The organism is Sphingomonas sp. KR3-1 (assembly GCF_040049295.1).
Taxonomy (GTDB): Bacteria; Pseudomonadota; Alphaproteobacteria; order Sphingomonadales; family Sphingomonadaceae; genus Sphingomonas.
The window spans coordinates 616039-642951 of the sequence record NZ_JBDZDQ010000001.1 but is presented as its reverse complement, the minus strand read 5'-3'; the positions used below and the strand labels follow the sequence as shown (position 1 = coordinate 642951).

25 protein-coding genes and 2 tRNA genes are annotated in these 26913 nt (G+C 68.3%); 13 read left to right on the top strand and 14 right to left on the bottom strand.

The features are described 5' to 3' along the window. The first annotated feature begins 14 nt into the window (after nucleotides 1–14). On the top strand, nucleotides 15–1034 hold the full coding sequence (gene nadA, locus ABLE38_RS03075) for a quinolinate synthase NadA (protein WP_348972695.1): 1020 nt from the start codon (nucleotides 15–17) through the stop codon (nucleotides 1032–1034). Between the two features lie 72 nt (nucleotides 1035–1106). Here the strand turns inward: nadA and ABLE38_RS03070 are convergent, their stop codons facing one another. Further along, the gene (locus tag ABLE38_RS03070; RefSeq protein WP_348972694.1) at nucleotides 1107–2099 is read right to left on the bottom strand and encodes a phytanoyl-CoA dioxygenase family protein; all 993 of its coding nucleotides are present in this window, start codon (nucleotides 2097–2099) and stop codon (nucleotides 1107–1109) included. Nucleotides 2100–2353: 254 nt separating this feature from the next. On the opposite strand from ABLE38_RS03070, the gene nadC reads away from it, so the two are divergent. Beyond that, complete coding sequence (gene nadC, locus ABLE38_RS03065) at nucleotides 2354–3199, top strand: carboxylating nicotinate-nucleotide diphosphorylase (protein WP_348972693.1); 846 nt, start codon at nucleotides 2354–2356, stop codon at nucleotides 3197–3199. 11 nt (nucleotides 3200–3210) lie between these two features. After that, complete coding sequence (locus ABLE38_RS03060; RefSeq protein WP_348972692.1) at nucleotides 3211–3933, top strand: ribonuclease T2; 723 nt, start codon at nucleotides 3211–3213, stop codon at nucleotides 3931–3933. Nucleotides 3934–4150: 217 nt separating this feature from the next. Here the strand turns inward: ABLE38_RS03060 and ABLE38_RS03055 are convergent, their stop codons facing one another. Together ABLE38_RS03055 and ABLE38_RS03050 are read right to left on the bottom strand one after the other, a co-directional pair. Continuing rightward, nucleotides 4151–4558 carry a DUF4112 domain-containing protein gene (locus ABLE38_RS03055; protein ID WP_348972691.1) on the bottom strand — a complete coding sequence of 136 codons (408 nt, stop codon included), beginning with the start codon at nucleotides 4556–4558 and terminating at the stop codon, nucleotides 4151–4153. A gap of 20 nt (nucleotides 4559–4578) precedes the next feature. Beyond that, entirely contained in the window at nucleotides 4579–6042 is a 1464-nt protein-coding gene (locus ABLE38_RS03050) for an ABC transporter substrate-binding protein (RefSeq protein WP_348972690.1), read from the bottom strand. A gap of 167 nt (nucleotides 6043–6209) precedes the next feature. On the opposite strand from ABLE38_RS03050, the gene ABLE38_RS03045 reads away from it, so the two are divergent. Then, nucleotides 6210–6443, top strand: a complete 234-nt coding sequence (locus tag ABLE38_RS03045) for a hypothetical protein (RefSeq protein ID WP_348972689.1) — start codon at nucleotides 6210–6212, stop codon at nucleotides 6441–6443. 46 nt (nucleotides 6444–6489) lie between these two features. Here the strand turns inward: ABLE38_RS03045 and ABLE38_RS03040 are convergent. The 3 genes from ABLE38_RS03040 to rpsA all read right to left on the bottom strand — a co-directional run bounded on the left by ABLE38_RS03040 (nucleotide 6490) and on the right by rpsA (nucleotide 8825). Beyond that, a tRNA-Leu gene (locus ABLE38_RS03040) sits at nucleotides 6490–6576 on the bottom strand. Between the two features lie 82 nt (nucleotides 6577–6658). Further along, on the bottom strand, nucleotides 6659–6937 hold the full coding sequence (locus ABLE38_RS03035; RefSeq protein WP_116838546.1) for an integration host factor subunit beta: 279 nt from the start codon (nucleotides 6935–6937) through the stop codon (nucleotides 6659–6661). 175 nt (nucleotides 6938–7112) lie between these two features. Beyond that, a complete protein-coding gene (gene rpsA / locus ABLE38_RS03030) occupies nucleotides 7113–8825 on the bottom strand; it encodes a 30S ribosomal protein S1 (protein WP_348972688.1) in 1713 nt (570 codons plus the stop codon). Nucleotides 8826–9131: 306 nt separating this feature from the next. Here rpsA and ABLE38_RS03025 point away from each other — a divergent pair, with 306 nt between their 5' ends. Beyond that, entirely contained in the window at nucleotides 9132–9410 is a 279-nt protein-coding gene (locus tag ABLE38_RS03025) for a hypothetical protein (protein ID WP_348972687.1), read from the top strand. A 38-nt stretch (nucleotides 9411–9448) separates the two neighbouring features. Here ABLE38_RS03025 and ABLE38_RS03020 read toward each other — a convergent pair whose 3' ends face one another. The 4 genes from ABLE38_RS03020 to aroA are packed head-to-tail and all read right to left on the bottom strand — an operon-like array spanning nucleotide 9449 to nucleotide 14885. After that, complete coding sequence (locus ABLE38_RS03020; RefSeq protein WP_348972686.1) at nucleotides 9449–11821, bottom strand: HAD family hydrolase; 2373 nt, start codon at nucleotides 11819–11821, stop codon at nucleotides 9449–9451. Nucleotides 11822–11878: 57 nt separating this feature from the next. Continuing rightward, on the bottom strand, nucleotides 11879–12517 hold the full coding sequence (gene cmk / locus ABLE38_RS03015; protein WP_348972685.1) for a (d)CMP kinase: 639 nt from the start codon (nucleotides 12515–12517) through the stop codon (nucleotides 11879–11881). A gap of 59 nt (nucleotides 12518–12576) precedes the next feature. Beyond that, the gene (locus tag ABLE38_RS03010; protein WP_348972684.1) at nucleotides 12577–13563 is read right to left on the bottom strand and encodes a proline iminopeptidase-family hydrolase; all 987 of its coding nucleotides are present in this window, start codon (nucleotides 13561–13563) and stop codon (nucleotides 12577–12579) included. Then, nucleotides 13560–14885, bottom strand: a complete 1326-nt coding sequence (gene aroA / locus ABLE38_RS03005) for a 3-phosphoshikimate 1-carboxyvinyltransferase (RefSeq protein WP_348972683.1) — start codon at nucleotides 14883–14885, stop codon at nucleotides 13560–13562. Before aroA ends, ABLE38_RS03010 begins: the two co-directional genes overlap by 4 nt. A gap of 101 nt (nucleotides 14886–14986) precedes the next feature. Between aroA and ABLE38_RS03000 the strand changes: the two genes are divergently transcribed. The 6 genes from ABLE38_RS03000 to ABLE38_RS02975 all read left to right on the top strand — a co-directional run bounded on the left by ABLE38_RS03000 (nucleotide 14987) and on the right by ABLE38_RS02975 (nucleotide 19116). After that, nucleotides 14987–15304, top strand: coding sequence for a TIGR02300 family protein (locus tag ABLE38_RS03000; protein WP_348972682.1), 318 nt, complete (start codon nucleotides 14987–14989; stop codon nucleotides 15302–15304). Between the two features lie 83 nt (nucleotides 15305–15387). Beyond that, nucleotides 15388–15463, top strand: a tRNA-Ala gene (locus ABLE38_RS02995). A gap of 270 nt (nucleotides 15464–15733) precedes the next feature. Then, on the top strand, nucleotides 15734–16192 hold the full coding sequence (locus tag ABLE38_RS02990) for a hypothetical protein (RefSeq protein ID WP_348972681.1): 459 nt from the start codon (nucleotides 15734–15736) through the stop codon (nucleotides 16190–16192). 96 nt (nucleotides 16193–16288) lie between these two features. Next, complete coding sequence (locus ABLE38_RS02985; protein ID WP_348972680.1) at nucleotides 16289–18268, top strand: TonB-dependent receptor; 1980 nt, start codon at nucleotides 16289–16291, stop codon at nucleotides 18266–18268. Nucleotides 18269–18329: 61 nt separating this feature from the next. Beyond that, nucleotides 18330–18737, top strand: a complete 408-nt coding sequence (locus ABLE38_RS02980) for a MerC domain-containing protein (protein ID WP_348972679.1) — start codon at nucleotides 18330–18332, stop codon at nucleotides 18735–18737. Continuing rightward, nucleotides 18730–19116 carry a hypothetical protein gene (locus tag ABLE38_RS02975; protein ID WP_348972678.1) on the top strand — a complete coding sequence of 129 codons (387 nt, stop codon included), beginning with the start codon at nucleotides 18730–18732 and terminating at the stop codon, nucleotides 19114–19116. Before ABLE38_RS02980 ends, ABLE38_RS02975 begins: the two co-directional genes overlap by 8 nt. Nucleotides 19117–19133: 17 nt before the next feature. On the opposite strand, the gene ABLE38_RS02970 is transcribed toward ABLE38_RS02975, so the two are convergent. The 4 genes from ABLE38_RS02970 to ABLE38_RS02955 form a co-directional block, all read right to left on the bottom strand. Beyond that, a complete protein-coding gene (locus tag ABLE38_RS02970) occupies nucleotides 19134–19847 on the bottom strand; it encodes a gamma-glutamyl-gamma-aminobutyrate hydrolase family protein (protein ID WP_348972677.1) in 714 nt (237 codons plus the stop codon). Then, nucleotides 19844–20809 carry a serine O-acetyltransferase EpsC gene (epsC, locus tag ABLE38_RS02965; RefSeq protein WP_348972676.1) on the bottom strand — a complete coding sequence of 322 codons (966 nt, stop codon included), beginning with the start codon at nucleotides 20807–20809 and terminating at the stop codon, nucleotides 19844–19846. Before epsC ends, ABLE38_RS02970 begins: the two co-directional genes overlap by 4 nt. 102 nt (nucleotides 20810–20911) lie before the next feature. Further along, complete coding sequence (locus ABLE38_RS02960) at nucleotides 20912–22798, bottom strand: ATP-binding protein (RefSeq protein WP_348972675.1); 1887 nt, start codon at nucleotides 22796–22798, stop codon at nucleotides 20912–20914. A gap of 16 nt (nucleotides 22799–22814) precedes the next feature. Beyond that, nucleotides 22815–23558 (bottom strand): response regulator transcription factor, encoded by a 744-nt coding sequence (locus ABLE38_RS02955; RefSeq protein ID WP_348972674.1) that lies wholly within the window; start codon nucleotides 23556–23558, stop codon nucleotides 22815–22817. Between the two features lie 154 nt (nucleotides 23559–23712). Here ABLE38_RS02955 and ABLE38_RS02950 point away from each other — a divergent pair, with 154 nt between their 5' ends. Together ABLE38_RS02950 and ABLE38_RS02945 are read left to right on the top strand one after the other, a co-directional pair. Continuing rightward, a complete protein-coding gene (locus ABLE38_RS02950; protein ID WP_348972673.1) occupies nucleotides 23713–24873 on the top strand; it encodes a hypothetical protein in 1161 nt (386 codons plus the stop codon). Between the two features lie 328 nt (nucleotides 24874–25201). Continuing rightward, the gene (locus ABLE38_RS02945) at nucleotides 25202–26908 is read left to right on the top strand and encodes a ShlB/FhaC/HecB family hemolysin secretion/activation protein (protein ID WP_348972672.1); all 1707 of its coding nucleotides are present in this window, start codon (nucleotides 25202–25204) and stop codon (nucleotides 26906–26908) included. The last annotated feature ends 5 nt before the right edge of the window (nucleotides 26909–26913 follow it).

Below are 26913 nucleotides of genomic sequence, written 5' to 3'. Positions count from 1 at the left end.
AGGGAGTGTTAGGCATGGACGCGCGTAACGGCATTGGCGGCAGCTTGAGCGGGCTGGATCTCCGCGCGGAGATCGATCGGCTGCGCAAGGAGCGCAACGCCGTCATCCTCGCCCATTATTACCAGAAGCCCGAGCTGCAGGACCTCGCCGATTTCGTCGGCGACAGCCTCGATCTCTCGCGCAAGGCCGCCGAGACCGATGCCGACGTGATCGCCTTTTGCGGCGTGCGCTTCATGGCCGAGACCGCGAAGATCCTCAGCCCGCAGAAGATCGTGGTGCTGCCCGACATGAATGCCGGCTGCTCGCTCGAGGACAGCTGCCCGCCCGAGCAGTTCGCTGCCTTCCGCGCCGCGTATCCCGATCACATCGCGCTGACCTATATCAACTGCTCGACCGAGGTGAAGGCGCTCAGCGACATCATCGTCACGTCGAGCTCGGCCGAAAAGATCCTCGCCCAGATCCCGCCCGAGCAGAAGATCATCTTCGGCCCGGACAAGAATCTCGGCGGCTATCTCAAGCGCAAGATCGGCCGCGACATGCTGCTCTGGCCGGGCGTGTGCATCGTCCATGAGGCGTTCAGCGAGACCGAGCTCCTCAAGCTCAAGGCGCAGCACCCCGGCGCCCCGGTCGCCGCGCATCCCGAATGTCCGCCGCACGTGCTCGACCATGCCGATTATGTCGGCTCGACCCGCGGCATCCTCGAATTCTCGCAGGGCATGGCCGGCGACACGCTGATCGTCGCGACCGAGCCGCACATCATCCACCAGATGCAGAAGGCGATGCCGAGCAAGAACTTCATCGGCGCGCCCGGTGCCGACGGCAACTGCAACTGCAATATCTGCCCCTATATGGCGCTCAACACGATGGAGAAGCTCTACCTCGCGCTGCGCGACCTCGAGCCGCGCGTCGAGATCGAGGAGGGCCTGCGCCTCGAGGCCAAGAAGAGCCTCGACCGGATGCTCGAGATGGCGAGCGCCACGGTGGGCCAGGGCGATCTCGGCGCGATCGGCGGCGACCCGACCAAGGGAGACTAGGCGCCCTCCTTACCTCGTCTTTCCCCGGCCTTCGCCGGGGAGAGCATCCTGTCGATGCCTCCCAGCCTTCCCTCACCGCCACTCCGGCTGCACGCCCATCTGCGCCGAATAGAAGTTCACATATTGCGCCAGCCGCGGCGTCGCGGCGGTGTTCGGGCTGGCGCCGTGCGGCAGGTCGTGCCGCCAGATCACCAGGTCGCCGGCGCGTCCCGCCACGCGCACCGCGCGGTCGCTCAGGTCCACCGCGCGCGGATCGGCGTCGCCCAGGCCCGCCAGCCAGTCGAGCAGCCCGTGGTGGAAGCCGGGGACCAGCTCGAACGCGCCCTGGTCCTCGGCCGTGTCCGACAGATAGAGCACGCCCTGCGTCGCAAAGCTGATCGGCGGCACCAGGCTCGTGTCCCAGTGGAGCCGCGGCGGGCCGAAGCCGCGGTTCGGGCGCAGCGGCGCGTTGAAGCTCATCCGGTCGATGCGGCGCCACAGGTCGCTCGTCCCCCAGAGCTGGGCAAAGGCCTTGTGCACCCGCGCAGATCGCCGCACCGCTTCCAGCGCGGGATGCTGGAACAGCTGCACCATCATCCCCTGGCCGCGCGCCGAATACCAGCTTGCCGGATCGGCGGGGTCGGCGCCCACCGCGCGCCACAACAGGTCGGCGGCGGCGCGGACCTCCTCGGGCGTGATCGCGCCGCGCAGCACGACATAGCCCTGCGCCTCCCAATGGGCGAGGTCGGCGGCATCCAGCGTGTCGGGCATCGCGTCGATCGCGGCCAGGCGTGCGGCGATCTCGGGCGGCGGCGGGGCGCCGTCCAGCGCGGCATGATAGCGCGCGATCACCAGCGGATCGGGCGGGCCGGCGGTGGCGACGATCCAGCGGCCGAACGTCTCGAAGTCGGGCGCCTGCTCCGCGAAGAAGCTATGGGTCTGCTCGACCCCGAGGCCGAGCGCGTCGAGCAGCAGCTTGTCCGCGATCCAGTCCTCGGGCGGCGAGGGCTGGTAGCGGATCCGCCGCTCCCAATAGGTGTGCAGGCCCCGGATCTCAGGCAGCAGGGCGGGTTCGGCATCGGCCATGGCGGATCGTGACCCGGCGGGGTACCTCGGGTCAATGCCGCTTGCCCTGGTCAATGGCTCTTGAAATGTAGGATTTCGTCTGCTGCCATGGCGGGATGGCGCATGATCCTCGCTTCCGGCCCGATTCCGATCCCGCACCGGGGCCCAGGGCAAAGTGAAACGATCATGCGCGACTGCCTTCACTTTGGGCGCGGCGGCGGGGCAGGGCGATCGCGCCATTGCCGCTGCCGGGCGCGGCTCCTAAGGGGCTGCGCATGACCTTCACGCTCGACCGCTTCGATCTCGACGCTTTCGTCGCCGCCACGCTCGCCGAGGATCTGGGCGGCATCGGCGACATCACCTCCGCCGCGGTGATCCCCGCCGATGCGATGTTCACCGGCGTGATGGACAGCCGCGACGCGATCACCGTCGCCGGGTTGCCGATCGCCGAGGCATTCTTCCGCGCGCTCGATTCCGATGCCGAGATCGATCGGCTGGTCGAGGATGGCGCGCAGGTGCCGGCCGGCACCGATCTGATGCGCATCCGCGGCAAGGCGCGCGCGCTGCTCACTGCCGAGCGCTCGGCGCTCAACACCGTGCAGCACCTCTCCGGCATCGCGACGATGACGCGCGCCTATGTCGACGCGATGGCCGGCACCGGCGCGACGCTGCTCGACACGCGCAAGACGCTGCCCGGCCTGCGCGTGCTCGAGAAATACGCCACGCGGATGGGCGGCGCGACCAACTACCGCATGGGCCTGTGGGACGCGGCGATGATCAAGGACAATCACGTCGCGGTCGCCGGATCGGTGGGCGAGGCGGTGCGCCGCGCGGTGGCCGCGGGGATCGAGCGGGTCATCGCCGAGGTCGACCGGATCGACCAGATCGCGCCTGCGCTGGAGGCGGGCGCCACGCACCTGCTGCTCGACAATATGGGTCCGGAGACGCTGCGCGCGGCGGTGGCGCTGGTCGCCGGCCGGGTGCCGACCGAGGCTTCGGGCGGCGTGCGGCTCGACACGATCCGCGGCATCGCCGAAACGGGCGTGACCTATGTCAGCGTCGGCCGGCTCACCCAGTCGGCGCCCGCCGCCGATATCGGGCTGGATTTCGGGCAGGCATGAGGAGCGTGGCGATGCGCAAAATAGTTCTCGGAATTCTCGGCTCGGGCCTGGCGCTGCTGCCGGGCATCGCCTCGGCCCAGGCGCTGATGTGCCGCGCGCCGCTCAATCCCGGCCGTCCGCTGGCCGAGCTGCCCAATGCCAGGGAGCCGCGCCGGATCCTGCCGATCGGCTCGTACACGCTGGCGCTGACCTGGAATCCGGGGCTGTGCCGCGCGCATGGCGACGATCCCGACAATCGCTTCCGCTGCGGCGCCACCACGCGCTTCGGCTTCAGCCTGCACGGCCTGTGGCCGGACGGCGAGGGCAAGACCTGGCCGCAATATTGCGCCGACACGCGCATCCTGCCGCCCGCGCAGATCAGGCCGATGCTGTGCACCACGCCCTCGGCCCAGCTCATCCAGCATGAATGGGCCAAGCACGGCACCTGCACCGCTATGACGCCGGCCAGCTATTTCGGCACGGCCAAGCGGCTCTACGACAAGGTCCGCTATCCGGACATGGACCGGCTGTCGCGCGCCGACCTGACCATCGGCCAGTTCAAGGCGCGCTTCGCCGCGGCCAATCCCGGCATCCCCGCCAATGCGATCCGCGTGACGGTGACCAAGGAGGACTGGCTCGACGAGCTCTGGCTCTGCCTCGACAAGGGGCTGCGCTACGAGGCGTGCAAGCCCGGCAGTGGCGGCGCGGCCGACGGCAATGCGCTCAGGATCTGGCGGGGCGTCGGCCGGCGCTGAGGGCGCCGCTTGCAATGTAGGATTTCGCCTGCTTGGCTCGCGCAGCCGGGCGTGCTGCCCGGCCGCTCTTTGGCTTGTAGGAACGATAGGATCAGCGCCGCGAAGCTATGTTGCGCGCAGCGGGGAGGGGCAGGCCCTTTGAGTGTCGCGGCTTTCGTGACCTTTCGCCGCCGGAAATCCGGTTTCGGCGAGTCGCGGCGGTGCTGCTTGTAGGAAACTAGCCGTGGTTGATCGTGCTGGTGCCCGGATGATGCTTGTCGAGGTGGCGCTTGATCATCTTCAGGTTGCGCGAGTTCGATCGGAAGAAGAAGTCGGGGATGGCGCCCACCCAGGGGATCAGCCCGAGCAGCCAGTCGAACCCGACATTGCCCATCATGCGCAGGATGGTGGTCTTGGGCATGCCGAGGTTGCGGGCTTCCCAGGCCATGTAGACGCCCATCGCGGCGGCGATCGAGGTGCCGATGCCGGGAATGAGGTCGAGGATCACGTCGAGGCCGAAGGCCTGCTTGGTCCCCGGGATGACGAAGGAGCGCTCGAGCAGATGCTCCATCGCCTCGATCCGGCGACGCACGTCGGCGGCGTGGCGGCCCAGCGGCAGCCCCTTGGTGCTGAGTCCTGCTGCCATCCGCGTCGTCTTTGCCACGTTCACCTCGTCTCGTTGCGCAAGTGGTTCAACGGGTGCCAGGCGCGAGCGTTCCCCTGCCAGGCCTGGAGTCTGAGCGCGACGATAGACCATCGGAAGGGCTGGGCGATAGGGATATAGGCGACATCGGCGGTGAGCGCGGCGTCGGCCTCGGCGATGCGGTGGGCGCGGGCGTCGAGATCGGGCGCGTCGCGGCCCGCCTCGACCAGCAGTTCGGCATCGCTCGAGCAGGGCTGGCAGGCGGTGGCGACGAACCAGCGCGCGCTGTCATAGGGTGCGACGGTGTCGACGATCCGCAGGTCGGCCGGGGCGTCATGGCCGACCCGGACCGGGGAGAGCCCGATCGCATAGAGTGCCTCGGCCAGCCGCGCCCAGACCAAGGTGGCGCCGGGGCCGGGGGGCAGGGCGATGCGGATCGGCACCGGGCCGGGATGCCCGCGCTTCCACGCCGCGACGGTGGTGCGGGCGCTCTGGCGGCGCTGGTCGATGCTGAGCGGCGCCCAGGCCGGCTGCGTCGGCGGACTCGCCGAATCGAGCTGGCTGGGCAGCACCGTCTCCACCGGCGCCCAGTCGGGATGGACCTGGTGCGTCACTGCCGCCCGGTCGATCGCCATGGCGATGGCGGCGCGGTTGGCCGGATCGGCGAGGAAGCCCTGGCGGGAAGCCACGGCGAGCCCGAACAGGCCGAGCGCGTTGTCGAGCTTGATGTTGGGCTGGGCGATGCCCGCGGCCTCGGTGATCGGCCAGTCGGCGAAGCTGCCGCCGAGCACCAGGTCGGACTGCCCTTCCCGGAACCGCGCCACCGCCGCGCCGGCGCGTTCGCCGCGGAAGAGCAGGGTCTCCTGGGGGCGCAGTGCGGGGGCGTCCTCGGGCTCGCCGGGATCGGGGATCGGGCGCAGGGTAATTCCGCCGCCGCGCGCCGCGGCGCGGAACGGGCCGCTGCCGTCGAGCTTGTCGAGGCGGAACACCGCCATCTCGGGCTGGGCGAACAGCTTGAGCAGATCGGGCCGCGGCCGCTTCAGGCGCACCTCGATCACCTGCGGCGTCATCTCGACGATCTCGTCGATCACCGCGAGGAAGGGGGCGAGGCTGTTGTGCGAGCGCGGCGCGATGACCCGGCGCAGCGTGCGGACGACCTCCTCCGCGGTCACCGGCGTGCCATCGGGCCAGCTGGCATCGTCGCGCAGTCGGAAGATGTAGCTGCGGCCGTCGTCGATCACGATCCAGCGCTCGGCCAGCCCCGGCTCGATCTGGCCGCCGGCGTCGAAGCGCACCAGGCCCTGGGCCGTGGCGCCGAGCAGCGCGCGCCGGGCGGGGTCGAGCGGGCCGCTGTCCGGATCCGCGAGTGCACTGCCGGCACCGATCGCGCTGACCACCACGGCGGTATTGTCGCGCCGCTGCCCCGCGCCGCCGCCGCACGCGCCGAGCGCGAGCAGGGGAAGCAGGCAGAGGAAACGAGAGTGCATCAGGCAAATCCGGGCAGCGTCCGGCCGGTGTATGGCCCCTGGCGGCACCTGCCAACCCCACAGGCTTGTCGCAATCCAGCAACATTTCGTCGTGCTGCGCTGCAGCGCTTGGAACCTGCGGCGATGCGCAATTGTTCTGGATTGCGTCTCGAAAGGGAGTCTTGCGTATGCGTATCTTGAGTCAGGCGGCCGCGGCCGCCGCCCTTGTCTCGCTGGCGGCAACGCCGGCGCTCGCCGCGCCGGGTGCGCCGGCTTCCAAGCTGTCGCTGCGGGCGGCTACCGCGTCGAAGCACAAGTCCGACATTGCCGGCGCGCCGATCATCGCGATCATCGGCATCGTTGCGATCGTCGCGGGCGGCGTCATCATCGCCACCCAGGATGACGATCCCGACAGCCCCTAGGGCCTGGCCATTGACGCCGGCCCCGGTTTCCAGGGCTGGCGAAGGCTGGTGCGGACGGCGGGACTCGAACCCGCACGCCCCGAAGGGCAGAAGATTTTAAGTCTCCGGCGTCTACCGGTTCCGCCACGTCCGCATCCTGCGCTGCACGAAGCGCATGCGCGCGGCATCGTCAAGCATGGCACGTCATAGCGCGGGTCGCCGAAGGGCGGGCCGCGTCAGACGTTGAGCTTGATGCGCATTTCCTTGCCGGGCTTGAAATAAGGGACGCGCTTCGCATCGACCTCGACCGTCTCGCCGGTGCGCGGGTTGCGGCCGGTGCGGGCGTCGCGGGCGCGGGTGGAGAAGGCGCCGAAGCCGCGCAGTTCTACGCGGCCGTCTTCCTGGAGCCGGCCGACGATCTCGTCGAAGAAGACCGACACGATCTTCTCGACCTCACGGACCGAAAGGCCCGGATTGTCCTGCACGAGCAACTGAACCAGTTCCGAGCGGATCATCCGCAACCTCCCTTTGCGCATGCGGTGGCTATCCCCCCACGCACGCGCTCAATCCCTGATCGGGTTCTCTAGCCCCGTTATGCAATCTGCATCAACCCGCAGATTGCTGTTAACCTATGATATTGCGTTATAACCGAAACGGGGAGCGGTTTTTTGCCGCTCCCCGTCGAGGTTCTTAGTTCTTCTCGTTGCGGGCCTTGAGGGCCTCGCCGAGAATGTCGCCCAGCGACGCGCCCGAATCGGACGAGCCATACTGCTGAACAGCCTGCTTCTCTTCGGCGATCTGCATCGCCTTGACCGAGAAGGTCGGCTTCTTCGAACGATCGAACCCGGTGACCATCGCATCGAGCTTCTGGCCGACCTGGAAACGCTCCGGACGCTGCTCGTCACGGTCGCGGCCGAGATCGGTGCGCTTGATGAAGCCGGTCGCGCCGTCTTCGCCAACCTGCACTTCGAGGCCCGCGTCGCGGACTTCGAGGATGGTGACGGTGACGACCTGGTTCTTGTTCAGGCGGTCGGCCGAAGTGGTCGAGCCCGCAGCGGCGACGCCACCACGCTCGAGCTGCTTCATGCCGAGCGAGATGCGCTCCTTGTCGGCCTCCACGGCGAGAACGATGGCCTTAACGACCTCGCCCTTGCGGTGCAGGTTGAGCGCGTCCTCACCCGAGATGCCCCAGGCGATGTCCGACATGTGAACCATGCCGTCGACGTCGTTGTCCAGGCCGATGAACAGGCCGAACTCGGTGGCGTTCTTGACCTCGCCCTCGACTTCGGTGCCGACCGGATGGGCAGCCGCGAAGGCCTCCCACGGGTTGCCCTGGGCCTGCTTGAGGCCGAGCGAGATGCGGCGCTTCTCGGCGTCCACCTCGAGCACCACGACTTCGACTTCCTGCGAGGTCGAGACGATCTTGCCCGGGTGCACGTTCTTCTTGGTCCAGCTCATCTCCGAGACGTGGACCAGGCCTTCGATGCCCGGCTCGAGCTCGACGAACGCACCGTACTCGGTGATGTTGGTCACGCGGCCCGACAGCTTCGCGCCGACCGGGTACTTGGCGGCGGCGCCATCCCACGGATCGCTCTCGAGCTGCTTCATGCCGAGCGAGATGCGCTGCGTGTCGCGGTTGATGCGGATGATCTGCACCTTCACCGTGTCGCCGATGTTGAGCATCTCCGACGGGTGGTTGACGCGCTTGTAGCTCAGGTCGGTGACGTGCAGCAGGCCGTCGATGCCGCCCAGGTCGACGAACGCACCGTAATCGGTGATGTTCTTGACGACGCCGTCGATGATCTGGCCTTCGGCCAGGCTCTGGATGAGGCCCGAACGCTGCTCGGCGCGGGTCTCTTCGAGCACGGCGCGGCGCGACACGACGATGTTACCGCGCTTGCGGTCCATCTTGAGGATCTGGAAGGGCTGCGGAATGTCCATCAGCGGGGTGACGTCGCGCACCGGGCGGATATCGACCTGCGAGCCGGGCAGGAAGGCCACGGCGCCCGAGAGATCGACGGTGAAGCCACCCTTGACGCGGCCGAAGATGACGCCCTCGACGCGCGCGGTCTTGGCGAACTCGCCCTCGAGCTTGTCCCAGGCGGCTTCGCGGCGGGCGCGGTCGCGGCTGAGCATCGCTTCGCCATTGGCGTTCTCGACGCGGTCGACATAGACTTCGACTTCGTCGCCGACCTTCAGGTCGGCCTTCTGGCCCGGCGCTGCGAATTCGCGCAGCGGCACGCGGCCTTCCGACTTCAGGCCGACGTCGATGACGGCGAGGTCGTTCTCGATGCCGGTGACGGTGCCGATGACGACGCGGCCTTCAAAGCTTTCTGCGCCGCCGAGGGTCTGATCGAGCAGTGCCGCGAAATCGTCGCGGCTCGGGGTTGCCGTAGTGGCCATGTGTTAGAGTTCCTACTTCAGTTTTTTCCGGCCAACCGGTTGGGTCCGGCGGTCTTTGGGCCAGATTTGCCGTGGCGGCCGATCGCCGGTCACGGCGCCCGTTGCACGCATGCAGGCGGAGGAAAAAGCTAGACGCCGATTAAAGCGAAAAGGGCGCGAGAGAGTCGCCCCTCCGCGCCTTCCTCCGCGAGCAGACGCCCGCCGGACGCGCGCGCCTTAGCGGAAACCGGCTTTTGCCGCAAGCATTGCGAAGCGGCGATGGGGATGCGAGGTGCGGGCTTTGAGACCAGCCACGCGAGAATCACGATGGTATATGAGAACGAGCATTTCGACGGCGTGACGGTCACGCTGGACGGCAACACCTATCGCAACTGCCGGTTCACCAACGTCCAGCTCGAATATTCGGGCGGCCCGGTCGACATGGCCGATTGCCGACTCGATCGCTTTTCCGTCGCCTTTGGCGGCGATCTCTCGCAGGGGCTTTCCACGCTTTACCAGCTGTTCGGCACCGAAGGCATGCTCCAGATTATCCGCGGCTTCACCGAGCCGAACCAGGGCGGCGGCGACATCGAGATCCGGCGTTGAGGTAGCGCCTCCCTCCTGTGGGTGGGAAGGCAGCAGGATCAGGCGGCGACGCGCAGCTCTGCGGTCGCCTTGCGGGCGACGACGGGGCGGAACACCAGCGAGAGGATCATCGGTGCGTCGCCCGGCGGCGGCGCGGCGATCAGCACGCCGGTGGGATTGGCACGGAACAGGCCCGGGCCCATCTGGTCCATCGCATCCGCCGTTGCCTGGGCCTGGAGCGTGATGCTCGTCTTGCCTTCCTTCATCTGCTCGATCGACAGGAAGCCGAACTCGTCGACCTGCACCCATTCGCAGATCTGGCCGAGCTGCACGGCGATCACCGGGCGCTGCGCCCCAACGGGCACGCGCAGCTGGTAATAGCCCTCGGCCGTCGGCCAGGCGGTGAAGTCCATCACGCCCTGCTGCGCCGCGCCGGCGAGGATCACCGGCACCTGGATCCCGCCCACCTCGAAATCGGTGGAGCGCAGATCGAGCTTGAAGCGCGAGGCCGTGAAGTTGGCGAGGCTGACCGGAAGGCCCTGCGCCTGGAGCTCGGCCGACATGAACTGCGGCAGCTGCTCGTTGTAGAAGGTCAGGCCGCGGCGGCGCAGGCCGTCGCGCCCGCGATCCTTGTCGACCAGCGTCTCCACGGTGCGGCTGCCCATGTTGAAGTCATAGTCGAACGTCTCGAAGACGCGGACTTCCTGGGCGTTGGGAAGGAAGAAGAGGCGGGCGAGGGTGGCGGCGGCGCTCCGGCAGCGGCTGTCGAGATCGTCGGCATGCGGCGCGCGGACCTGCGCCTGGCCGGCCAGCCGCGCGAAATCGAGGCAGGCGGCCTGGACCGCGTCGCGGGTCGCGCTGTGCGCAGCCTTGGCATCGGTCTCCTCGCGTACCGGCTCGCCCTCGGCGGTGAAGTCGATCGTCGATCCCTGCTCGACGTTGCAGAGCTGCTCGACCACCACGATCGACCGCGAGAGCGCGTGGAGCGTGCGATAATCGAAGTTGCGGACATCGATCATGCCGCGCTTGTCGAGCCCGGTCTGGCGCTTCTCGCGCAGGAAGATGTAGCGACCGCCGACCGACAGGTTCATTGCCTCGGCGAGCACCGGGGCGACCAGGTTCTGGACGGTGCCGTTATAGCCGATGTCGACCAGCATCACTGCGTCGCCTTCCGCCACGCCCGCGGCGTTGAGATGGGCGATCATCTTCTGCAGGAAGGCGGTGCGGCGCGCGAAGATCTTCTGCTGGATGTCGCGGTCCTTGCGCACCCAGCGGGCGAGCGCGGTGCGGCGCTCCTCGGGATCGGCGATCTTCATCACCTTGGCGCATTCGTGCTGGAACAGCATCAGCTGGCGCGCCATCGAATGGGCGGGGAGGCGATCGAGCCACTCGTCGAGATAGTCGTTCAGCGCCTTCTCGTTCGAGATGCTGGCGCGCAGCGCGACGAAGCGGCTGAGCTCCACCTTGGCGGCGCCCATTTCGGGATAGAGCATGTCGAACACGCGCCAGGGCAGATAGCCGTCGCGCATCACGAAGAGCGGGCGCACCGGCCGGCCTGCAGCGGCGGAGGCGGCGTCCAGTTCCTCCTTGAGCCAATGGGCGAAAGTGGTGAGGCAGGGCCCGAGCACGTCGTGGCCCAGCGCATATTCGGGCGCGTCCGAGCGGCGCAGCGAGACCTGGGCGCGGTGGGGCTGGGCGATCGGGCGCGTGGTGCCGGCCGCGGGATCGAGCATCAGCGCCGTCGCCGCTTCCATGCGCAACCGCCCCTGGGCCTCGGCGTCGAACTGGAGCAGATGGACGGCGTGGATGCCGTGTTCATGTGCTGCGTCGTGGTCGGCGGCGCGGTTGTCGCCGACGTGCAGGACCTTGTCGCCCGACACGCCGAGCGCCTTCAGCACATGGCGGAACAGATTGTCGCGCTTGCCCTCACCATACATGTTCGAGACGAAGACCCGATCGATCAGCGCGAGCACGTCCGCGCCCGCCGCGCCGGCGATGTGCGCGCGCAGCTGGGCTTCGTTGAGGTACATGTCGGAGACGATGATGAGCTTGAGTCCGCGCTTCTTGGCCTCGCGCATCAGCGCCACGGTGGGGGCGAAGGCGAAGGCGTGGCGCGCCTCGATCTCGAGCTCGCGGTCGATCGCGGCATCGAGCGCGGCGCCGGTATCGCCGAGCATCTGCCCGTAAATCTCTTCCAGGCTCACTTCGGCGGCGCCGTCGCGGACGCGGGCGCGCTTGCGGGCCTGGGTCTCGGCCCACATGCGCGGCTCGATACCGCCGCCGGCTACGGGAAGATCGGCGAACACGTCGGTCGGCGCATGGGTGTTGCGCCAGATCAGCGTGTCGAAACAGTCCAGCGACAGGACCTCGATGCCCTCAGGCGCCTTGTCCAGCAGGCCTTCGATCTCGAAAGCGCGCACCGTCATCTGCATTGGTAATCCCCCGGGGTTCCTCCAGGACAATACTGAGCAGTCATGGTTAGAAAGGCGTTAACCAGCCTGGCCGGTCGCGTGCATCTTGCCGTTCACGATGGCGATGGCGCGCTGCACGGCGGCATCGATCGAGAGGAAGCTGGTGTCGAGCAGCGCCGCATCGGGCGCCTGCAGCATCGGCGCTTCGCTGCGCTTGGAATCGCGTTCGTCGCGCGCGCGGATGTCCGCCAGCACCTTGTCGAGGCTGGTGAGGATGCCGTGCTTGCGCAGCTCGAGATGGCGGCGCTGGGCACGAATCATCGGGGTCGCCTTGACGAACAGCTTCACGTCCGCGTCCGGCGCGATCACCGTGCCGATGTCGCGACCGTCGAGCACCGCGCCGCTGGGCTGGCGCGCGAATTTCTTCTGGCGGTTGAGCAGCGCGGCTCGGACCAGCGGATGCGCGGATACCACCGAGGCGACCTTGCCCACCTCATCGGTGCGCAGCCAGGGATCGTCGAGCAAATAGTCTTCAAAGCTGCAGGCCGAGACCGCGTCGGCTTCCCTGGCCGGGTCGAGCTCCTCGCGCAGCACGGTGGCTGCGACGGCTCGATAGAGCAGCCCGGTATCGAGATGCGGCAGTCCGTAATGCTGCGCGAGGGCGCGCGCGATGGTGCCCTTACCAGAGGCTGCCGGTCCGTCGACTGCGATGATCATATGTCTGAGCGTTCGCGGCACGCGGGCGCGGCGTCAAGCGATTCGGACACGAATCCGCATCAAATGGCGTCGTGGCGCGCCATCCAGCCGCGCAACAGGGCGAGATAGGCCTCGGACTGGTCGGACAGGATCGAATGGGCCGATCCCATCACCTCCTTGAAGGTGGCGCCGGGCACCTGCGCGGCGAAGCGGGACACGGTTTCTGGGCGGGCCTCGTCATATTCGCCGCAGACGAACAGCGTGTTTGGCCCGTCGAGCTTCGCGAGCAGCGGTTCGCCGTCATAGTCGCGCAGCGTGCCGGTCGAGACGAACTCGGCCTTGCCCCACATCCGGTTGTACAGCGTGTCGCCGGCATTGCGCGGCGCCTGGGCACGATATGCCGCCACGCCGTCCGGGCGCTGCGACCGGATCACATAGCGGCGGTAGAAATCCCAGGTCGCCGCCTCGCAGGTCTTGGCCGGGGGCGGGGCGGCGGTATCGCATTTCTCGAGCGTGCCGCGCACCTCCGTGGGCATCTGCGAGCGGAGCAGGTTGGCGTCGGCGATCCAGCTTTTCGTCGAGACCAGCGGCGACTGGACGATCAGGCTCGCGGTGTCCGGTCGCCGGCGCGCGCCATATTCGATCGCCAGCGTGCCGCCCCAGCTGCCGCCGCCGACATGCCAGTGCATGATGCCGAGCGCGTCGCGGATCCGGTCGATCTCGTCGACGAAGCGCGAGACGCGCCAGTTCTTCGGATCGAGCGGCGCATCCGAGCGGCCGCTGTCGAGCTGGTCCCACAAGATCACCGCGCGCTCGCCGGCCAGGGCGGTGAGCGGGAGCAGCCCGGAATGGTCGCCGCCGGGACCGCCATGCGCATAGATCAGCGGCGGGCGCGGCCCCTTGAGGTCGCCGTTCACCCGCACATAGACGCTGCCGCCCTCGACCGGGATCATGTGCTCCTGGTCCGGCTTGAAGCGGATGTCCTCGCGCACCCGCGCCCACGCGGGAAGGGCGAGGGCCCCTGCGGCAAGGCCGCCGAGGAAAGCGCGGCGGCCGAGCTGGGTCATGCGGTCAGGCTGTCCAACACATCGAAGAAAGCGGGGTAGCTGGTCTGTACCGGCGTGACATCGTCGATCGCGATTGGCGCGGCGGCGGCGAGGCCGGCGACGGTCATGCTCATCGCGATGCGGTGGTCGAGCCTGGAGATCGCCGCGCCACCGCCCGGGATCGGCGCGCCGCCGGTGCCGGTGATCGCCAGGCCGTCGTCAAACTCCTCGAGCATCACGCCATTGGCTTCGAGTGCGGCGCGCATCGTGGCGATCCGGTCCGATTCCTTGACGCGCAGCTCATGCGCGCCGCGCGCCACGGTGCGCCCCTCGGCCACCGCGGCGGCGACGAACAGGATCGGATATTCGTCGATCATGCTGGGGGCGAGCTCGGGCGGCACTTCGATCGCCTTCAAGTGCGCGTGGCGGACGCGCAGATCGGCGACCGGCTCGCCACCGACCTCGCGCGAATCGACCGCTTCGATCGACGCACCCATCATCCGCAGCGCCTCGATCAGGCCCGTGCGGGTGGGGTTCATGCAGACATTCTCGATGATGATGTCCGAACCCGGCACGATCGACGCCGCGACCATCCAGAAGCCTGCCGACGAAGGATCGCCCGGCACGACGATGTGCTGCGGCTTGAGCTCGGCCTCGCCGCGGATCGAGATGATCTTGCCCTCGGGACTGTCCTCGACGGTCAGCTCGGCACCGAAGCCGCGCAGCATGCGTTCGCTATGGTCGCGTGTCGGAACCGGCTCGATCACGCGGGTGATGCCCGGGGTGTTGAGGCCGGCCAGTAGCACCGCCGATTTCACCTGCGCCGAGGCCACCGGCAGCGTGTAGGTGATCGGCACCGCTGGATTGATACCCCGCAGCATCAAGGGGAGCCGGCCGCCCGGGCTCGACGTGAACTCGGCACCCATCTGGCTGAGCGGCTCGATCGCGCGGCCCATCGGGCGGCTGGAGAGCGAGGCGTCGCCGGTGAAGGTCACGGTAATCGGATGGCTGGCGACCAGGCCCATCAGCAGCCTGGTCGATGTGCCCGAATTGCCCATGTCGAGCGCTTGTTCTGGCTGGAGCAGCCCGCCGACGCCGACGCCTTGGACGGTCCAAACCCCATCATCGCCGCGCGTGATCGTCGCGCCCATCGCGCGCATCGCGGCGGCAGTGGCCAGCACATCCTCGCCTTCGAGCAGCCCTTCGATCCGGCTTTCGCCTACCGCCAGCGCCGAGAACATCAGCGAGCGATGGCTGATCGACTTGTCTCCGGGAACGGCGACACGGCCCTTCAGGGGGCCACGGGCGGAAACGGCGAGCGGGCGGGGAGGGGAAGCGGACATGACGCCGGGCTTTGACAGCGCCCTTGCGGCATGGCAAGGCGCCCCCCACTTTTCGGGACAACATCCTGAAATCCGAAATTTGAAAGGCGAAGAGGCAACACATGGTGAAGCCGGAATGGGGCACCAAGCGCGCGTGCCCGAAGTGCGGAACGCGCTTCTATGATCTGACCAAGGACGAGCCCGTGACCTGCATCAGCTGCTCGTTCAGCTGGGAACCGGAGCCGATTCTCAAGTCCAAGCAGCCGCTGCCCTTCGAGGCAGTGAAGAAGGAGAAGGTCGAGACGGAGGATTCCGATCTTGGCGATGAGGATCTGGACATCGGCGCCGACGACGAGGAGCCCTCGCCGGACGACGACGTCGATCTGGGCGGCGACGACGATCTGGGCGTCGAGACCGGCGGCGACGACGACGAGCAGTAATTTTCGGGAAAATGGCAGGGGCCTGAAAAAGGCCCTTGCCAGACCCGAAGGGCGCATCTAGAGCGCCCGTCTTCCCGGGGTTTGGGGCCGTAGCTCAGCTGGGAGAGCGCTGCAATGGCATTGCAGAGGTCAGGGGTTCGATCCCCCTCGGCTCCACCAAACTCCCCGAAAGCCTGTGAGTACCGCGCCTGGCGGGAAAGCGGGCTTTTCTTTTGCCTGCTGCGCACCTGATGGAGTTCGCAGGACGGCCGAACTGCTCGGCGTGATGCGAAATCCCACGCATGCCTGTGCCGCTCCGTCGGCGCGAAACGCGCAGCTTCCTTCCTCCGGCTTTCCTGTGCGGTACCGTAGTTCGATTGACATGGGATATGGTGTAACATATCCGATGCGCCAGGCGCCTCCCGCGCCGACGGACGATCGACGATTTAGATGATGCGGAGCGGCGACCAGCCTTCAGGAGTGCGGCGTACCGGCGATAGTGCCGGGCGTTCCCTGGCGTGGCGGCCGGGCGCGCTGCGCGGCAAGCTCCGGGCGCGCTGGGCAGCCGTGCTGCTCACCGCGCTGCTCGCGTTCTGCTGGCAGAGCTTCGTCACGCAGACGCATCTGCATTTCGAGCCCGCCGCCTATGGCGCTGCGGTTTCCGGCCAGGCAAGCCCCGCCGCCGTCCGGTCCGACACGGGCAAGAACTCGTCCGACACGCCGGCTACATGCCCGATCTGCCAAGAGATCGCGCATGGCGGGCTGTACTTGCTGCCGACGCCGGTGGCGCTCACGCCGCCGGAGCCTGCCGCCGCCTGGCAGGCCGTAGCCGCATCGCTTGTAGACGCCGTGCGCAAGCCCTCGCATGCCTGGCGCAGCCGCGCGCCACCGATCCAGCTCCAAGCCTGAACATCACCCTCGCGAGGAAGGGGCGTCGTTCGGCGTCTCCCCGCGACACCTGGATTCCGCTTCGCGAATCCATGCCAAGGTTCCTGGAGTTTCATCATGCGTCATCTTCTTCTCGCCAGCGTGCCCCTGGTCGCGCTGCTTCCTGCCGTTGCCCATGCGCAGGACACCAATCCCAAGCCCGCCAATAGCGAGATCGTCGTCACCGGATCGCCGCTCGGCTCGCAAACGCCGACCATCGTCGCCACGGTCGATCGCGACACGATCCTCCAGGCCGGCGGCGGCAACATCGCCGATTCGCTCGCCGAGGTGCCCGGCATCGCCGGCACCGGCTTCGCCTCGGGCGCCAGCCGGCCGATCATCCGCGGCATGGACGCAACGCGGGTGCGCATGCTCGAGGACGGTAGCAGCGCTTCCGACGTGTCCGATATCGGGCCCGATCACGGCGTACCGATCGATCCGCTCTCTGCGCAGCGCATCGAAGTGGTGCGCGGCGCCGCGACGCTGCGCTACGGCAGCCAGGCGATCGGCGGCGTGGTCAACGTCCTCAATAACCGCGTGCCCAATGCCTTGCCGACACAGGACCTTGCGAGTGAACTGAGCGGCAGCTACGCGACCAATGCCGATACTTGGCAGACCGCCGGGCTGGTCGACGCCAAGGCGGGCGATCTCGCGCTCCATGCCGATGGCTTCTACCGCCACGCCGGCGATTACGAGACGCCGCTCGGTACCCAGAGCAACTCCTTCATCCGTGGTTGGGGCGGCGCGCTGGGCGGTTCCTATTTCTTCGGGCCCGATGCCGGCAGCCATGTCGGCGCCACCGTGATCCACTATGACACGCAATACGGCATACCCGCCGACACCGCCTATATCGACATGCGCCAGACCAAGGTGATCGGCCGCTCGTCCTTCGATCTCGGCGGCGGCGCGCTGCAGTCGCTTTCGGTAGACGCGAGCTACAGCGACTATGCGCATGACGAGAAGAACCCGGACGGCTCCATCAACACCACCTTCAAGAACAAGGAGTTCGACAGCCGCGCCGAGCTGCTGCTCGGCCGGATCGGCTTCCTCGACAAGACGGCGCTCGGCATCCAGGTGGGGCACCGCGACTTCTCGGCGATCGGCGAGGACAGCGCCTATCTTTCGCCGGCAACCTCGCAGAGCGAAGCCGCATACCTCTTCACCGAGGTGCCGATCGGCGCGCTGCACCTGCAGGCGAGCGGCCGGATCGAGACGGTGCATATCGAAGGCACGCCCGCGTCAGACCAGTTCACCAGGCGCGACTTCACGCCGGTGAGCGGCGCGATCGGGGCATTGCTCGACGCAGCACCGGGGGTGAAGTTCGGCGTGACTTTCTCGAGCACCGGCCGCGCTCCCGCGATCACCGAGCTGTTCGCGCGTGGTGGGCATGACGGTCCGCAGACCTTCGAGACCGGCGATCCCGCGCTGAAGATCGAGCGTGCCAATTCGCTCGAGGGCACGGTGCGGATCAATTCGGGCCGGTTCCGCTTCGAAGGCAGCGTCTACGGCACCTGGTTCCACAATTACATCTATGGCAACCTGACCGGGCGCACCTGCGGCGACGACGGCAATTGCGTGGTAGGCGATGGCGAGGAGCTGAAGGAGCTCAACTATGGCCAGCAGGGCGCGCGCTTCTGGGGCTTGGAAGGCGCGGCGCATTATCAGCTGGTGAAGACCGCCACTGGGGGCCTCGAGGCGCGTGTGCTGGGCGACTATACCCGCGCCAAGCTCGACAACGGCGACAATGTGCCGCGCATCCCGCCCTATCGGATCGGCGGCGGTCTGGGCTGGAAGAGCGAGCTGTTCGATGCCGGCTTCTTGCTGATGCACGTCGGCGAGCAGGACAAGTTCGGAACCTTCGACACGCCGACGGACGGCTACAACAATCTGAGCGCCAACCTCGCCGTGCGGCCGTTCAGGAGCCATCCCGGCCTGGAACTCGCCGTCGTCGGCCAGAACCTGACCAATGACGTGATCCGCAACGCGTCCGCGTTCAACAAGGAAGATGTCGTGATGCCGGGCCGTACCGTCCGCTTCATGCTCCGCGCCGCGTTCTGAGCCGCCGACCTGCCGTCGCGCGCCTGCGTGACGGCGGGTCGCGCCTATCTGGAGAAATGGCATGCACTGCGGACAGCAGGCAGCCGGCGCGCCCATCGCGGATTGGACCGAGCGGGCGGCAGTCGGCGCCTCGACGCTGTGTCTGATACACTGTGCGGGGCTCCCGCTGGTCTTCGCCCTGTTGCCGGCATTTTCGAAACTGGTCGCGCTGCCCGAAAGCCTGCACGTCTGGCTGCTCGGCGCTGCGATCCCGAGTTCGGGCGTCGCGCTGCTGCTGGGGAGGGCGCGGCATCGGGCGTGGCTGCCCTTGCTGGCGGGGGGAGCCGGCCTCGGCCTGCTCGCCTTTGGCGCGCTGATCGTTATTGGCGGGCCGTTCGAGGCGCCGGTGACGGTTGCCGGGAGCGTCGCGCTGGTCGTCGCGCATCTCGTCAACTGGCGGTTGCGGCACCGCGAGCATCCCCATGGCTGAGCGTGCGCCGCGCGCGGACCGCTTGCCGGATATCGTCCTCGCCATCCTGCGCCAGCGGGCCGAGCCGCTGACCGGCGTGCAACTGACGGAGCTGCTGCGCGCGGAGGGGCAGGCCGCGCCGCTCAGCGCGGTGTTTCGAGCGATCCGGCGCCTGGTCGATCGCGGCCTGGCGCGCAAGATCTGGATCGCCCGGGCCTATGTCGCGGTGTCTGCGGCGGCCATAATTGCCCTGCATTGCCGGCGCTGCGGCGCGCTGTGCGAAGTCGAGGGCACCGGGGTCCATGAAGCGCTCGATCGCCTCGCTGCCGTGCGGGGTTTCAGGGCGGCCACCGCTATCGTCGAGGTACCCGGTCTGTGCTGGCGATGCCGAGGGCGCTAGCCCCGGATGCGCCGGCCTCAGGCCGCCAGCGCCTCGCCGACATAGCGGAAGAACGCGCGGCTTTCCGGCCGCCGCGCCGCATCCCATTCGGGGTGCCATTGCACGGCCAGCACCGGGGCGCCCACGGGCCGAGCGGAGAAGGCCTCGACCAGCCCGTCCTCGGCGGCGTGCGCTTCGGGCTCGAGGCCGCGGCCGAGCCGGTCGATGCCCTGGTGGTGGACCGAATTGACGCGGATGCGGCGCGCGCCGGTGAGGCCGGCAAGCAGGCCCCCCGGGCGCAGCTCGACGTCATGAACATGCTCGAAGAGCGATTCATAGGGCAGGCCGTCGTCCGCGTGATGATGGGCGGTTAGGCCGCGACTGAGCGTGCCGCCGAACAGCACGTTCAGCTCCTGCAGCCCGCGGCAGATGCCGAAGACTGGGCGCCCCGCATCGATCATCCGCCCGGCCAGCGCGATCGCCACTTCGTCACGCGCCTCATCCAGCCGGTCGCCGGCGATCTCGGGCCCGGCATAGCGATGCCCGGCGACGTTCGAGCGCGATCCAGTGAGCAGCAGCCCGTCGAGCCGCCGGGCGAGTGCGGCCGGATCGCAGGCACCGGGCACAGCGGGGATCAGCACCACCGTCGCACCCGAAATCTCCGCCAGCGGCTGGATGAAGCGCGTCGCCACCGCCTGGATCGGCCGCTCAGCGACTTCGTTGCAGCACAGCACGCCGATCAGCGGGCTCATGCGCCATGCTCCGCCAGCCGTTCGGAGAGCGCGTCGCGGTCCGCCGGGCCGAGCCGGATCGCCTCGGGCTGCACCACCACGCTTTCGGGCGGCACGTCGTCGAGGAGCCAGACATTGCCGCCGATCACGCTGCCGCGCCCGATCGTCACTCGGCCTAGGATCGTCGCGCCGGCATAGATGGTGACGTCGTCCTCGACGATCGGATGGCGCGCATGATGGGTGCGCGGGCCGGCAGGGGCGAGGCCGAGCGGGCTGCGCGCGCCGAGCGTGACATGTTGGTAGAGCCGCACCCCGCGTCCGATGATCGCGGTCTCGCCGATCACTACGCCGGTGCCGTGATCGATGAAGAAGCTCGGCCCGATCGTCGCGCCCGGGTGGATGTCGATGCCGGTGCGGGCGTTGGCGAGCTCGGAGATCACCCGGGCAACGATCACCGCGCCGAGCGTGTGGAGCTGGTGTGCGATACGGTGATGGAGGATGGCGAGCGCGCCGGGGTAGCTGACCAGGATCTCGTCCGCGCTGCGCGCCGCCGGATCGCCCTGGAAGGCGGCATCGACATCGGCGTCGACCAGTTCGCGAATCTCGGCCAGCGTCGCGGCGAACAGGCGAGTGATCGCGTCGGGCTGGTCGGGATCGAAGGGCGTGGCGGCCTCGGCCTGCCAATAGTCGAGCTCATGCGCGATCTGCTCGCGCAACAATCCCAGCGCCTGGCCGAGACGGTCCGCGACGAAGTCGTCCTCGCGCGCGGTGCCGCCGCGAAAGCCGCCGAGCCGGGCAGGGAACAGCGCGGCGGAGAGATGCTCGATCGCGCGGGCGAGCTCGGCGGGCACGGGAAAGCGCGTGACGCTGCGCCGGCTCGCCTGCCGCGCGCGCCAACCGGAGCGCACAGCGTTGAGCGCGGAGACCGCTTCGCCGATCTCGGCGGCGAAGGGCAAATCGGAAAGGCTGGCAGAAGAACGCATCGGACTCGCCTCGACTGGGTCCGTTTAAAATCCCCTGGCTTGATAGGAATTGTCAGCAAAGGAAAATTTGGCCTGCGCGAAGATGCAGGCGTGGATGGATGGCTAGCACGCCTTAGCCCCGGCGCCTTCGACAGGCAGGAGCAGCGTGAACCGCGTGCCTTCTGGGGTCGATTCGAGTTCGATCCGGCCCCCGATCACTTCGGCCCGCCGCGCCTGGTTGCCGAGGCCGCGGCCCTGTGCCGTGCTGCGCGCATCGAAGCCCTTGCCATTGTCTCCCACGCCCACGCGCACGCAGCCGTCGCGCACCGAGGTAGTCACCACGATCTCGCTGGCGCCGGCGTGCTTGATCACGTTGGTAAAGGCCTCCTGGAGGATGCGCAGGATGTGGAGCGAGTGGCGCTGGTCGAGCCAGCCGAGCGGCGGCACGTCGCGCACCTCCCAGCGCAGCCGGATGCCGGTCGCTTCCAGGCGCGGCTGCAGGCGGAAGCGTAGCGTGCCGAGCAGCAGGAGCAGGTCGGTCTCCACCGGCTCCATCGAATCGATGGTGAGCTTCAGGTCGTCGATGCAGGTCTTGAGCAGCTGGGCGATCTCCGCCTCGTCGATATGCCCGTGCTCGACCACGCGCAGCGCGCTGACCAGCGACGAGCCGAGCCCGTCATGCATGTCCTGCATCAGCCGCTGGCGCTCCTGGAACAGTACCTCGCGCCGCTCGATCTCGCGCAGCTTGAGATGGCTCGCGTTGAGCTGCGCCTCGCGCTCGGCCAGACTGCGGGCGAGCACGACGTTGGCTTCCCCAACCGCCTTCATGGCGCGGAGGTAGCGGCTCAGCATGATCTGGCTGAAGGCGATTATCAGGGCGATTTGCGCGTAAAACGAGACGAAAAGGCTCTCTATATCGATGATGTTGTTCTGAAGCAGCATGTCGCGCGCGCCGAGCAGGAAGGAGAGCAGGCCGCAGATCGCGAGGCCGGCACCCTCGAGCGTGCCGGCGCGGCGGCTCCAGGCGATGTGCAGCGCGAAGGTGACCGCACCGACCGACACCATGGTGAGGTACATCAGCGGCGAGATGATCGTCGCGTCGGTGGTGCCCTCGAACAGCGGCAGGGTGATCCCGCCAAAACCGACGCACATCAGCGCGATGATCCAGGTCAGCACCCGGACATGGTGATGATGCAGCGCGGTGAGGAACAGGTGGATGATCAGCACCGCCCAGCCGACCGAGTTGACCGTGATCCAGCCGAACCAGGCATCGGAGATCGGCAGCCGGTCCGCGCCCATATAGGCGTGCATGACGCGCAGGAAGGTCACCAGCGTCATCACCGCATAGTAGAGATAGAGCGTCTCGCGCCGTGCGCGCAGCCAGATCAGGAAGGCGAACACTCCGGTCGCGAGGAAGAGCGCCGAGCTGATATAGGGCAGCTCGGCCTGAAAGAAGGCGCGCATGTAATAGGCCGGGGCGAGCTGGCGATAATCGCCGATCCACAGCGTGGAGAGCGCGCCGCCGATGCCGCGGACATGGCGGATGCGGATCAATATGTCCTTGGGCGGCGTGGTCTCGGCGGCTTCCTCGAGCGGGATCCACAGCGGCCGGTTCGATCCGTTCCACTGAAGGTTGGCGTGCGTCTGATAGAAGAGCCGCCCGTCGACATAGATGGCGAGCTCGCCGTCGGTCTTCCATCGCGGGATGTAGATATAGGAATGCGGCGGCACCGCCTGGGCGGGACCGAGGCTGAAATGAAACCAGCTCGTCCGGGTGGGCAGCAGCCCGCCGTCGCCCGCGCCCGGCACCACCCTGGGCCGCGGGGCGTGGGGCAGGGGGACCTGCTGCCACTGGTTCGGCAGGGTGCGCCAATCCTGGGTGCGCGATGGCGGCGGATAGCCGAGCGTATCCTGCACCAGCAGCTCGGCGCGGGTCAGATGGATGCCCTGGGGCCGCGATCCGTAATAGCAGGCGAGCAGGACCAGCAGCGCCAGCCCGGAATACAGCAATACGGACCGCAGCGTCCTAGAGGATGCCATGGTTGCGGGCCTCGAAGATCGCTTCGGCCTTCGAGGTGACCTCGAGCTTCTGGTAGATCCGCCGCACGAAGGTCATCACCGTGTTGCGCGAGACCAGCATCAGTTCGGCGATCTCGTCATAGCTGAACCCCTTGGTGATCAGCTCCAGCGCCTCGCGCTCGCGCGGGGAGAGCGGCGAGGCCATCGGCTCCGCGGCGGCGATCGTCGCCGCGCTGGGCACCGGCTCGCTGGGGCGGAAGCGCAGCAGGATCTGGCGGGCGATGCGCGGGCTGATCGGGCTGCCGCCGGCATGGAGCGCGCGAATCTCGTCGGCGATCTTCTCGGGCGAGCTGTCCTTGAGCAGATAGCCCGCCGCACCCGCCTCGATCGAGGCGATGACGTGCTTCTCGTCGGCGAAGGTGGTGCTCACCATGATCCCGCAATCGGGCCAGGCGGCGTGCGCGTCGCGGATCACGTCGATCCCCGAGCCATCGGGCAGGCCGAGATCGACGACCAGCACGTCGAGCGGATCGCCTGCCAGCATCTTGCGCGCCTGGGCGACATTGTGCGCCATGCCGATCAGCTGGATGTCCCCCGCATGGCCCACGGCGGCGGCGAAGCTGTTCTGGAAGACGATGTCGTCCTCGACCAGCGCGACCTTCAACTGCGACGGGGCGGCATCGGCCATCGGGGCTTCCTGGGGCGGCCCGCGCTCCGCAGCGCGGCCGGTGCGGCGATCGGATGGGCGCATGCTTACGCCCTGCTTTCGCACTTGTACCATCGCATCGGTCCGGTGCTTGTCCCTAGAAATAGCGACATACGCGATATTTCGCTGCCGTTACAATTTGTTCCTGAGCCATGTCCAGAGTATCTTCCAACTTGGGAAGATAAAACGAGTCGCACCCATGCCAGGTCCGGAACCCCTGACCCCCATGCTCGTCGCCGAGCTTGTCGGCGGCATCTACGAGGCGGCGCTCGATCCGCGGCTATGGCGCGATCTCGTCCACCGGATCGAGGCGATCTATCCCGAGCTGACGATCATGATGTTCAGCCACGAGGCGAGCGGCGCGGCGGAGGACCTGAACGTGCTGGTCAACTATCCCGAGGCGGCGCTGCGCGACTATGCGGCCTATTTCTTCGCGCACAGCCCCTATGTCGATTTCGTGCCGCGCAACCAGGTCGGCCGGCCGGTGCGGACCGAAGTGATCATCAGCGACGCCGAGCTGTTCCGCACCGAGCATTATAATGATTTCATGCTGCCGCACGGCCTTGGCCATTACGGCACCGGCATGGTGCTGGAGCGCGAGCCCGAGGGCTGGGCCTCGCTCTCCTTCTCCGACAAGGCCAATGACGAAGCGCGGCGCGACCACCAGATGGCGCTGCTCTCGCTGCTGGCACCGCACCTGCAGCGCGCCTTCAAGCTGCGACGTACGCTGGCCGAGGCGCAATCGGCGCTGCTCGCGCCCAAGACGCTGTTCGACAGCTGGGGCCACGCCGCCTTCGTGCTCGATCGCGACGGGCGCGTGGCGGTGATGAACCGCCGGGCCGAGGCGCTGGTCGCGCGCGGCGACGGCATCCTGCTCAACCGGCTCGGCCAGCCGCGCAGCCGGGACGATCGCTGCAGCCGCGCGCTCGAGGGCGCGATCGCCGCCTGCCGGGCGATGGCCGACGCCCCGGCGCTGGCTACGGCCGAGCTCTCGGGCGTGATGCTGCCGCGCACGGACGGCGCCTCGGCGCTGCACGCGATGCTGTGGCCGATCGCCTGCGCCGCCGAGTTCGGCCTGCGCACCCAGCCAGGGCAGTTGCTGCTGATCGTCTCCGATCCGGACGACACGCCGCCCGGTGCGATCTCCTGGATCGCGCGGCGCTTCGGCCTGTCGCCCGCCGAGGAACGGCTGACGGCCGAAGTGGTCGATGGCGTGCCGCTTGCCGATGCGGCGGAGCGGCTGGGCATCCAGCTTTCGACGGCGCGCACCCGGCTCAAGACGATCCAGTCCAAGACCGGCTGCCACCGCCAGCTCGACCTGGTGCGCCTGGCGATGTCGGTGCCGTCGATTCGGCTCTAGCCGCACCTCCAAAACGCCGATCCAGAATAGCCCCATATGGGAGCTATTCCCCGCCCGAGCCGCTGCCTAGGCCGCATGCTTCGGGCTGAGCCTGCCCGAGCGCGGGGGGAGCTGCGTCAAAATGGGGTTTGGAGTTTTCCGGCCAGGGCACCGCGTGCGCCGCGGCGGAGCCCGCACATTCCGCGGCGTCGTTCCGCTGCTGTCACTATTAGTAGCGACAGACGGTTCCCGGCAGCTGCGGTACCTTTCGCGCGCAGGATCGCTGGCCCGGGTCGTGGGGACCCGCGACCTCCCAGTTTCCATTTCTCGCAAGAACGAAGGCCGATCGATGCCGAATGCCGCGCCGCATGCTGCCCTGGGGACCAAGGCCTTTACCGGGCTGTTGCTGCTTGCCGGGACCGCGCTCGCGACACCCGCGGCGGCGCAGGTGCTGCCCTCGCGCCAGCAGCTCAATCCGGCGCAACAGGCGCCGGTGCCGGCCGCCCCGCGCGGCGAGCTGTTCCGCGACATGGAAGTGGGGCCGTGTCCCTTTGCCGGCAGCGACCTGAAGCTCACGCTGACCGGGGTGGATATCCAGGGCGCGGGCAGGCTCGCGCTGTCGGACGAGCGGGTCGCGCTCGCCTATGCCGACCTGATCGGCAAGCAGGTGCCCGTGTCCGCGGCCTGCACGATCCGCGACCGGCTCGCCGCGCTCTACCTGCGCCGCGGCGTGCTGGCGGCGGTGACCATTCCCGAGCAGCGCATCGCCGATGGCCGGCTGATCCTTTCGGTCACCGAGGCGCATGTCGAGTCGGTCAGCTATCACGGCGATGCCGGGCCGGCGCAGCGCCAGGTCGCGCGCTATCTCGACAAACTCAAGGGGCTGGCGCCGTTCGACCTCAATGTCGCCCAGCGCTATCTGCTGCTCGCCTCGGACGTGCCGGGCGTGGTCGTCCAGGCCTCGCTCAGGCAGGCGCCGGGCGGCAATGGCGCAGTCGATCTCGACATCGCGGTGTCGCGCACCCCGGTCACCGCGAGCTTCGCGATCAACAATTACGGCTCGGAGTCGATCGGCCGCGACCTCGCCACCGCGCGGGTAGACTACAACAGCTTCACCGCACTCGGCGAGCGCACCTCGATCGTCGGCTATGGCACGCTCGCCAGCCCCGAGCAGCGCGTCATCCAGGCAACCGAGACGCTCAAGATCGGCGGGGAGGGGCTCCAGCTCGACCTGTCCGGTTCGTTCGCGCGGACCCGGCCGGGCGCGGCGCTCAAGCCGCTCGACCTGATCGGCAACAGCTTTGCCGGCAATGCCCGGCTGACCTACCCGATCCTGCGCCACCGCCGCTACAATCTGAACGTGGCCGGCGGGCTGGAATGGATCGACCAGAAGGTCGATTTCGGCGGCGGCATCGCGACCCTGACCGACGACAAGCTGCGCGTGTTCTACGCCCGGCTCGACGGCCATGTCGCGCCGCGCGAGCTCGCCGCGCATTCGGTGGCGGCGACCGGCTCGATCGAGCTGCGCAAGGGGATCGACGGGCTGGGCGCCACGCCCTTCGGCAATCCGCTTGCCTCGCGCTTCGGCGGCCGTCCGGATGCTACCGTGGTCCGCGCGGACGTCCAGGTCGCCGCGCGGCTGTTCGGCCCGCTCACCGCCAGCATCTCGACCAGCTGGCAATATACCGACACGCCGCTGCTCTCGTACGAGGAGTTCAGCGCCGGCACGCTCTCGATCGGCCGCGGCTATGATCCGTCGGCGGCTTCGGGCGACCGCGCGCTCGGCTCGACGCTCGAGATCAGCACCGCGCCCTTCGCCTTTGCCAAGCGCTCGGCCTTCCGGCCCTATGCGTTCCTCGACGCGGTGCGGCTGACCAATATCGGGCCCGGCGCCGACCAGGTGACGCTGCGCTCCGCCGGTTACGGCATCCGCGCCCAGATCGGCCCGTGGCTCTCGCTCGACGCCGCCTGGGCGCACCCCTTCGACCGGGTGGCGCCGACCGCGCCCAAGCCCGGCGACCGCTTCCTTGTCAGCCTTTCGGCCTCGATTTTCTGAGGGAT

Coding starts and splice junctions, on each gene's coding strand:
- nadA (WP_348972695.1), top strand. CDS start 15: ATGGACGCGCGTAACGGCATTGGCGGCAGCTTGAGCGGGCTGGATCTC.
- ABLE38_RS03070 (WP_348972694.1), bottom strand. CDS start 2,099: ATGGCCGATGCCGAACCCGCCCTGCTGCCTGAGATCCGGGGCCTGCAC.
- nadC (WP_348972693.1), top strand. CDS start 2,354: ATGACCTTCACGCTCGACCGCTTCGATCTCGACGCTTTCGTCGCCGCC.
- ABLE38_RS03060 (WP_348972692.1), top strand. CDS start 3,211: ATGCGCAAAATAGTTCTCGGAATTCTCGGCTCGGGCCTGGCGCTGCTG.
- ABLE38_RS03055 (WP_348972691.1), bottom strand. CDS start 4,558: ATGGCAGCAGGACTCAGCACCAAGGGGCTGCCGCTGGGCCGCCACGCC.
- ABLE38_RS03050 (WP_348972690.1), bottom strand. CDS start 6,042: ATGCACTCTCGTTTCCTCTGCCTGCTTCCCCTGCTCGCGCTCGGCGCG.
- ABLE38_RS03045 (WP_348972689.1), top strand. CDS start 6,210: ATGCGTATCTTGAGTCAGGCGGCCGCGGCCGCCGCCCTTGTCTCGCTG.
- ABLE38_RS03035 (WP_116838546.1), bottom strand. CDS start 6,937: ATGATCCGCTCGGAACTGGTTCAGTTGCTCGTGCAGGACAATCCGGGC.
- rpsA (WP_348972688.1), bottom strand. CDS start 8,825: ATGGCCACTACGGCAACCCCGAGCCGCGACGATTTCGCGGCACTGCTC.
- ABLE38_RS03025 (WP_348972687.1), top strand. CDS start 9,132: ATGGTATATGAGAACGAGCATTTCGACGGCGTGACGGTCACGCTGGAC.
- ABLE38_RS03020 (WP_348972686.1), bottom strand. CDS start 11,821: ATGCAGATGACGGTGCGCGCTTTCGAGATCGAAGGCCTGCTGGACAAG.
- cmk (WP_348972685.1), bottom strand. CDS start 12,517: ATGATCATCGCAGTCGACGGACCGGCAGCCTCTGGTAAGGGCACCATC.
- ABLE38_RS03010 (WP_348972684.1), bottom strand. CDS start 13,563: ATGACCCAGCTCGGCCGCCGCGCTTTCCTCGGCGGCCTTGCCGCAGGG.
- aroA (WP_348972683.1), bottom strand. CDS start 14,885: ATGTCCGCTTCCCCTCCCCGCCCGCTCGCCGTTTCCGCCCGTGGCCCC.
- ABLE38_RS03000 (WP_348972682.1), top strand. CDS start 14,987: ATGGTGAAGCCGGAATGGGGCACCAAGCGCGCGTGCCCGAAGTGCGGA.
- ABLE38_RS02990 (WP_348972681.1), top strand. CDS start 15,734: ATGATGCGGAGCGGCGACCAGCCTTCAGGAGTGCGGCGTACCGGCGAT.
- ABLE38_RS02985 (WP_348972680.1), top strand. CDS start 16,289: ATGCGTCATCTTCTTCTCGCCAGCGTGCCCCTGGTCGCGCTGCTTCCT.
- ABLE38_RS02980 (WP_348972679.1), top strand. CDS start 18,330: ATGCACTGCGGACAGCAGGCAGCCGGCGCGCCCATCGCGGATTGGACC.
- ABLE38_RS02975 (WP_348972678.1), top strand. CDS start 18,730: ATGGCTGAGCGTGCGCCGCGCGCGGACCGCTTGCCGGATATCGTCCTC.
- ABLE38_RS02970 (WP_348972677.1), bottom strand. CDS start 19,847: ATGAGCCCGCTGATCGGCGTGCTGTGCTGCAACGAAGTCGCTGAGCGG.
- epsC (WP_348972676.1), bottom strand. CDS start 20,809: ATGCGTTCTTCTGCCAGCCTTTCCGATTTGCCCTTCGCCGCCGAGATC.
- ABLE38_RS02955 (WP_348972674.1), bottom strand. CDS start 23,558: ATGCGCCCATCCGATCGCCGCACCGGCCGCGCTGCGGAGCGCGGGCCG.
- ABLE38_RS02950 (WP_348972673.1), top strand. CDS start 23,713: ATGCCAGGTCCGGAACCCCTGACCCCCATGCTCGTCGCCGAGCTTGTC.
- ABLE38_RS02945 (WP_348972672.1), top strand. CDS start 25,202: ATGCCGAATGCCGCGCCGCATGCTGCCCTGGGGACCAAGGCCTTTACC.